At 36.5% G+C, this 7237-nt stretch carries 1 protein-coding gene and 3 pseudogenes; all 4 read left to right on the top strand.

The window, feature by feature from the left end; translation table 11 throughout:
• A partial coding sequence (locus T429_RS0108290; RefSeq protein ID WP_026500968.1) for a YadA-like family protein occupies nt 1-433 on the top strand: 433 nt, incomplete at its 5' end.
• Nucleotides 434-1680: 1247 nt separating this feature from the next.
• Nucleotides 1681-3474, top strand: a pseudogene (locus T429_RS11315) (hypothetical protein); the annotation flags it as partial.
• Between the two features lie 312 nt (nt 3475-3786).
• Nucleotides 3787-4815 (top strand): annotated as a pseudogene (locus T429_RS11310) (YadA-like family protein); the annotation flags it as partial.
• A gap of 1155 nt (nt 4816-5970) precedes the next feature.
• A pseudogene (locus tag T429_RS09925) lies at nt 5971-7237 on the top strand (hypothetical protein); the annotation flags it as partial.

The following is a 7237-nucleotide window of genomic DNA, read 5'->3' as shown; positions in this document are numbered from 1 at the left end:
TGAAAGTGGTTCGAAGGAAGCTATCAATGGCGGTCAATTGCATGATTATACGGAACAGCAGATGAAGCTAGTTCTTGAAGATGCGAAGAAGTATACGGATGAACATATTACTGATATAGTCAACAATGGTGTTAGTGAGTCCAAAGCATATACAGATATGAAGTTTGAGACGTTAAATTATGCCGTTGAGGATGTTCGGAAAGAAGCAAGACAGGCTGCAGCTATTGGTTTAGCGGTATCTAATTTGCGTTACAATGATACACCAGGAAAGTTAAGTGTTGCCCTTGCTAGTGGTATATGGCTCAATCAGACTGCCTTTGCTGTTGGTGCTGGTTATACGTCTGAAGATGGAAACACTCGCTCTAGCTTGTCTGTTACAAGTGCTGGAGGTCGCTGGGGTGTGGGCGTAGGATTAAGTTTCACGCTAAATTAATAAAATTTACCAATAATATTATTTTCAAAATCGTCCCTGTCTACTTAAGGCAGGGACGAAAAGTTTTGCAGGATTAAAGAAACGGTATCCACAAATAACAATTGTCAGCTTCAATGCTAAAAATAAAAAAGAAAAAAGATGTAAAGAGTGGTGTATTTTATGCAAATTTGACAGAAGCAGTAGAAGGATTGGTTAGTTGTTGCATGATTATCATCGAACAGCAGATGAAGATCATTCTTGAAGATGCAAAAAGTGTACAAGTCAGCAAGGGTATCGTTAATGATACTAAATCTTATACAAATATAAAATTTTAAGTGTTGAATTATGATATTAGGGATATCAAAAAAGAAGAAAAATAAACTGTAACTTTTACTTTAGCAGTGCGCAATGTAAGTTAATAATATTTAGGTTAACATACATATTTAACAGAGCTGTAAATTGTAATTTAGAGAGCAATATATCGTATAGTTGTTTTGATAAAAAAATACGCTGGAATCCACAGTAATATATTTCTACTAAAATTGTTAAAACATTCTATTTTTGACGACTTTAATTATTTCTGTATGCAGCAGCGGTAACGATTGAGTGCAACTCATTGATCACAGCGAGGATATCTAAAACACAACGATGCATAAGTATTTCTATAAACGTTTACAGAGCAAATAATAAGGCGGTGAATTCTAGAATTATTTTATGAAAAAATAATTAAATTCATTTTTTTCTTGCTATTTTTCTTAATAGTATATAAAAAGTAAACGAGTCGTCAAAAGACGCTTTTACAAAACGCGGGGAAATGCATATGAAAAAATCATACAGAAACTGTAAGCTCACTCTACCTAACTCTAAGGTAAGCAACTTTAGAGTTATGAATATCCGCTTATCCTTACAATAAAAGCGCAATGATCTTACAATAAATATCCTAAATCACTCAGCAAATAATCCAACCCTTTTTTGCAATAAATACCCTTTATTGCCTCTTAAACACAAACATTTAAAAAATAGCATAAATATGTTTCTTCAATATTCATATCAGTTTTTCTCATACCCCAATCCAAGAGGTTTTTGCAGAAAAACACCTCCTTAAAGTCGGAAAAACGACCCCTATTACTCGGATTATCAATCAATGTCAACCACAATTTCATTGAAAGCTCAGATAGTCTTTTTTCCCATTATAGACCCTAATCTTTCATAAAAAAGACCTTTCAAGGAATTCTAGCGCCAGAATATGTCTTTTTAATGTTTTTAATATGTTTTTATTATTTGGAGAAGTTATCATGAAAAAAATATATACCACACCAAAAATGCCAGCAGTAAGTAATTTTAAAAACTCTTATTCGCCTTATGGATTTTCTTTTATTAAAAAACTTTCATTGGTTTCAGTGGCTGTTTTTTTATCAAATGCTTCTCCTGTTTCTGCTTGTTTTGCTTGTGATCTTTGGGGTAATGTAGAAACTTATTTTGGTGCTGGTACAAATATACATAAAAGTATTGCACCAACCTATATAATTGACGGTAATATATATCGAGATGTTGGTTCTGCGTTTTTAGGGGTAGATCGTAAATTCAAAAGTTTAAAAAATGCTTTTGATACTGCGTTTATAGGTTGGGGAACATGGAAGCAGCAGGTTGATAAGAAATTTGAACAAATCTTGTCTGATCAGCTTGTTAAGCAAGATTTTGGCGGGACCATTACAATTGGTGCAAACAAAGGTGGCTATGTAGTAGATATTGCAAATAATTCTCGTGAAGCGCGGGTTCTTACTGGTGTTCGTAATGCTGTGCTTGATCCAACATCAAATCAAGCAGTCAATGGTTCCCAGCTGTATAAATTGGGCATTGGAGTAGCAAAATCTTTTGGGGGTGGTGCTAGATATGATCAAAATGGAAACTGGATAGCTCCTACTTTTATGGTTAAGGCCTTTGATAAAAACGGTAATGAAGTTGACAAGAGCTATAATAGTGTTGCAGAGGCATTTACGGGTGTAAGCGATTCTTTTGCAAATCTTGATAAAAAGATTGAAAATGTAGTGACCAATGTTGCGGGTGATAGTCTTGTTAAGCAAGATTTTGGCGGGACCATTACAATTGGTGCAAACAAAGATGGCTATGTAGTAGATATTGCAAATAATTCTCGTGAAGCGCGGGTTCTTACTGGTGTTCATGATGCTTTCCTTAGTACAACATCGAAGCAAGCAGTCAATGGTTCCCAGCTGTATAAATTGGGCATTGGAGTGGCAAAATCTTTTGGTGGTGGTGCTGGATATGATAACAATGGAAAATGGACTGCCCCTACTTTTATGGTTAAGGCCTTTGATAAAAACGGTAATGAAGTTGACAAGAGCTATAATAGTGTTGCAGCGGCCTTCACAGGTGTAAGCGATTCTTTTGCAAATCTTGATAAAAAGATTGAGAATGTAGTGACCAATGTTGCGGGGGATAGTCTTGTTAAGCAAGATGATACGGGACTGATTACCATTGGTGGAAAAGTAAGTGGAACGAAGGTAAGTATCGCAAATATTGATAATGCAGTGCGGATTCTGACCGGTGTTAATGCGGGCTCGATTACAGCAACATCTACAGATGCGATTAATGGCTCTCAACTTTATTCGATGAGCAATGTAGTGGCAGGTTATTTTAGTCGTGATGCTGGATATGATGCAGATGGAAAATGGAATGCTCCTACATTTACGGTTAAAGTCTTTGATAAGAATGGTAGTGAGACTGAAACGCACTATGCAAATGTTGCAGATGCATTTACTGGGGTGAATACTTCTTTTGTGAATCTTGATAAAAAGATTGAAAATGTAGCGACCAATGTGGCGGGTAATAGCCTTGTTAAGCAAGAAGAGGCTACAGGTCTGATTACCATTGGTGGAGAAGTAAATGGAACGAGGGTAAGTATTGCAAACAGAGCGAATGCACCACGAGTTCTCTCTGGTGTTAATGCTGGCTCGATTACAGCAATATCGACGGATGCGATCAATGGTTCTCAATTTTATTCGATGAGCAATGAAGTTGCGAGCTATTTTAGTCGTGATGCTGGATACGATGCAGATGGACACTGGAATGCTCCTACTTTTACAGTTAAAGTCGTGACTGAGAATGGTAGCGAGACTGAGATGTATTATTACAATGTTGCGGATGCACTTTCTGGTGTAAGTAGTTCTTTTACAAATCTTAATCAAAAGATCAAAAATGTAACAGACGGTGGTCTTGTTAAGCAAAATAGCACTGGGCTTATTACCATTGGTGCAAGCAGAGGCGGTGATAGAATAAATATTGCCAACGATATGGGTACCCCACGAGTTCTCTCTGGTGTTAAGGGAGGGGCATTTACAAAAACATCAACCGAAGCAGTAAATGGTAGCCAACTTTATTTGTTGTCTCAGGCATTTGCAAGTTATTTTGGCGGTGGTGCTGGATATGATAAAGATGGACAATGGTCAGGTCCTGCTTTTACAATTAAAGCCTTTGATCAGTATGGTAATGAGTCTGAGAACACATATATGAGTGTTGCGGATGCATTTGCTGGCGTTAATAATGCTTTACTGGGTTTGAATCAGCGGGTTAAAGACGGTATTGGTGTAAGAAATGATAATAATATTATTACCGAAGGCTTTCCTTTTATGAGAATGGTACCTAGAGCTTTAGGTAAGAGGAAAAATGGGGATATGATATCTATTTCTTCTGGTAAGATTTCTGCTAACTCAACCGATGCGATCAATGGTGCACAGCTTCAGAAGACGAATGGCAATGTAAGAGGAGTTGAAGACCAAGTAACAGAAGTTGAAAAAAGGGTAACAGAAGTTGAAAAAAAGGTAGATGTTGCGGTTAGCTATGATGTCGATAAAAACGGAAAGAAAACCAATAGCATCACGTTAGCAGGTGGAAATGAAAGTGAACCTGTTTTGATAAACAATGTAAAGGATGGTGAAATTAAAGCAGATTCTAAGCAAGCAGTGAATGGTAGTCAGTTATATAATTATACCAATGAGCAGACGAAAATTGTTCTTGATGAATCGAAAAAATATACAGATCAACGAGTAAACAATATTGTTGTTGATGCAATCGACGATGCTGTGGTTAAGTCCAAACAATATACAGATATGAAGTTTGAGGCTTTAAATTACAACATAGAAAATGTGCGTAAAGAGGCAAGACAAGCAGCAGCGATTGGTTTGGCAGTGTCTAACTTACGTTACTTCGATGATCCGGGATCTTTAAGTGTTTCATTTGGTAGTGGTTTGTGGCGAGGCCAATCTGCTTTTGCTATTGGTGCAGGTTATACATCTGAAGATGGCAAGATTCGTTCTAATTTATCAGCAACCAGTGCTGGAGGTCATTGGGGTGTAGGGGGTGGAATAACTCTGAAATTAAAATAACACCAGATAATAAAAGAAATTACAATTTAACTAAAATTTCACCCTTGCCTTATAAGACAAGGGTGAAATTTTCTATTATAAAGAAGTGATATTTTACAGAGAAAACCATAGAGTCGTATCATTATAAAATTTCATAATATTTTTAGTGAGATTGATTTTAGCGAGAAATAAAGCACTTTAACAAAAATTTTACAAATGCAGAGTAATGCTCTCACATAAATGAATAGGATGCATAATCGCGCACTATTTTAAAGCATATGTTCTACAGCTTCATCACTAGAAAATATCCATTGGGGGGATATGTTTAAAAAAATAAAAAATCCCATTTATTATTTTGTTTTATTTGCTCTGTACACAACAGAAGCAATCATGAGCTATATAGAAGCCGCAATGATTAGATAAGACTCGTTTTGAACAAAACAGGATACCTAAAAGAAGTAATGAAACAGAACCTCTATATTTAAGTCTGTAGCATATACAATAAAGATATTCCACGATTGCCTAAATCGAAAAGACTCATTCTGTAAAAATAATTAAATTCATTTTCTTCTTGCCTTTTGTCTTAATAGTCTATAAAAAAACAAAGGAGCATTGAATAAGACTCATTCTGGTAAAAACAGAAAAGAGTTATCGCAAAGGGAGGTGCGAGCAGTTATGAAGAAATCACACAGCCATACTCATTTTATTTTAAAGTTCCTTAAATAGAGAACTCTAAGGGTTAAGGATAAACTGCACACTCTCACAAAAGAAGTGCAACAATCCCACCAAGAAAATCATCAATAACCCAACCCCTCTCACAGTAAGCACTTATTTCTTCTTAAATATATAAAATGAGCTCTTTTACTTCAAAAACCATAAAGAACACGCGCAATAAAAACGCGAAAACATATCTTTTTCATCTTTTTTCTTACGCTCAAATTGAGGAAATCTTTTTAGAAAGAACACTCTGCTTAAAAGTAGAAAACCTCATTAACCGGATTGCAAACCAACATCAATCGCAACCTTAGCGAAATTCTGATCAATTCTATCTGCTTCTGCAAAAAAAACCAAACTCTACAGAGAACAAGTAAAACTCACATCCCTAAATCACCTCTAGCGCTGAAATGTGTCTTTTTAATGTTCTAAATATGTTTTTCTTACTTGGGAGAATTTGTTATGAAAAAATTATATACCACACAAAAAGCGCAAGTGGTGAGTGATTTTAAAAATTCTTTCTCGCTTTATCGATTACTTTTTGTGAAAGCGCTTTCATTGGCGGCAGTGGTTATCTTTTTATCAAATATTTCTCCTGTGTCTGCTAATACGCAGATTTTAAATAACATATCAAACAATTTTAGTGGTGGTACAAATCTGTTTAAAGCTATTCCACCAGCTTATGTATTTGGCAGTAAATTGTATGCAGCTAGTGGCTTTGCATTTATGGGGGGTGAAGAAGAGTCCTTCAAAAACTTAAGATCTAATATTAAGTTTCAGACTAAAGCTGCTTTTGATATTGCATTTGCGGGGAGGGAGGGAGCTAAGAATGGTGTAAATACATTTTCTGGTGTTAATAGCGTTTTCACAAATGAGAATCGTCAGGTTGCTGAGATAAAGGTCCCTGCTGTTATTGGGGAAAAACAAAATAATCTATCTCAAGGGAATAATCAGCATGAGAATATAGACAGCTTTCCTTTGATAAGAAACTTAACCCGTGGATTAGCTCGGGGGGATGATGAAGAAAGGGCGGTAACTATTGCTGCCAACTCACCATTAAAATCAATAAATATTATGAATAGTGAGCGTCAAGCTCGGACTATTTTTAATCTTGCTGCTGGTAAGCTCTCAGCAGACTCCACTGAGGCAGTTAATGGTTCTCAACTTTATTCACTGGGCACTGCAGTTGCTACGTCTTTCGGTGGTAGTGCTAGCTATGAGGATGGCAAATGGGTTGCTCCTACATTCCATTTTAAGGGTTTCAACGACAATGGTGATATCATTGACACGAGTTATAATGATGTAACCTCTGCCTTTACGGGAGTTGGAGATTCATTCGAGAAAGTCAAAGATCAGTTTGCGAATATTAAGGATGAAATTGGCAAAGAGATCAGCACAGTTCAAAGTGATGCTTTGTTGTGGGATGAGACTAAAGGTGCGTTTGTAGCAGAGCATGGCAAAGAAGGTAGTAAAACGAATAGCAAGATCACGTCACTTGCCAATGGAGCGATTAATTCTAGCTCAAGTGATGCCGTAGCGGGTAACCAGCTTCATGCTTTAGGGAGCAGTGTTGCAAAGACTTTTGGTGGTGGCGCTGGATATGAGAATGGTCAATGGGTTGCACCAAGCTTTATCCTAAAAATGTTCAATGAAGATGGTAATGAAGGCACAAGCAAGACCTATAATGATGTAGGCACTGCATTTGCAGGAGTAGATACGAACTTCAGCA

It is taken from the genome of Bartonella elizabethae F9251 = ATCC 49927 (genome assembly GCF_000518165.1).
GTDB lineage: Bacteria > Pseudomonadota > Alphaproteobacteria > Rhizobiales > Rhizobiaceae > Bartonella > Bartonella elizabethae.
This window is presented reverse-complemented; position numbering and strand designations above follow the sequence as displayed.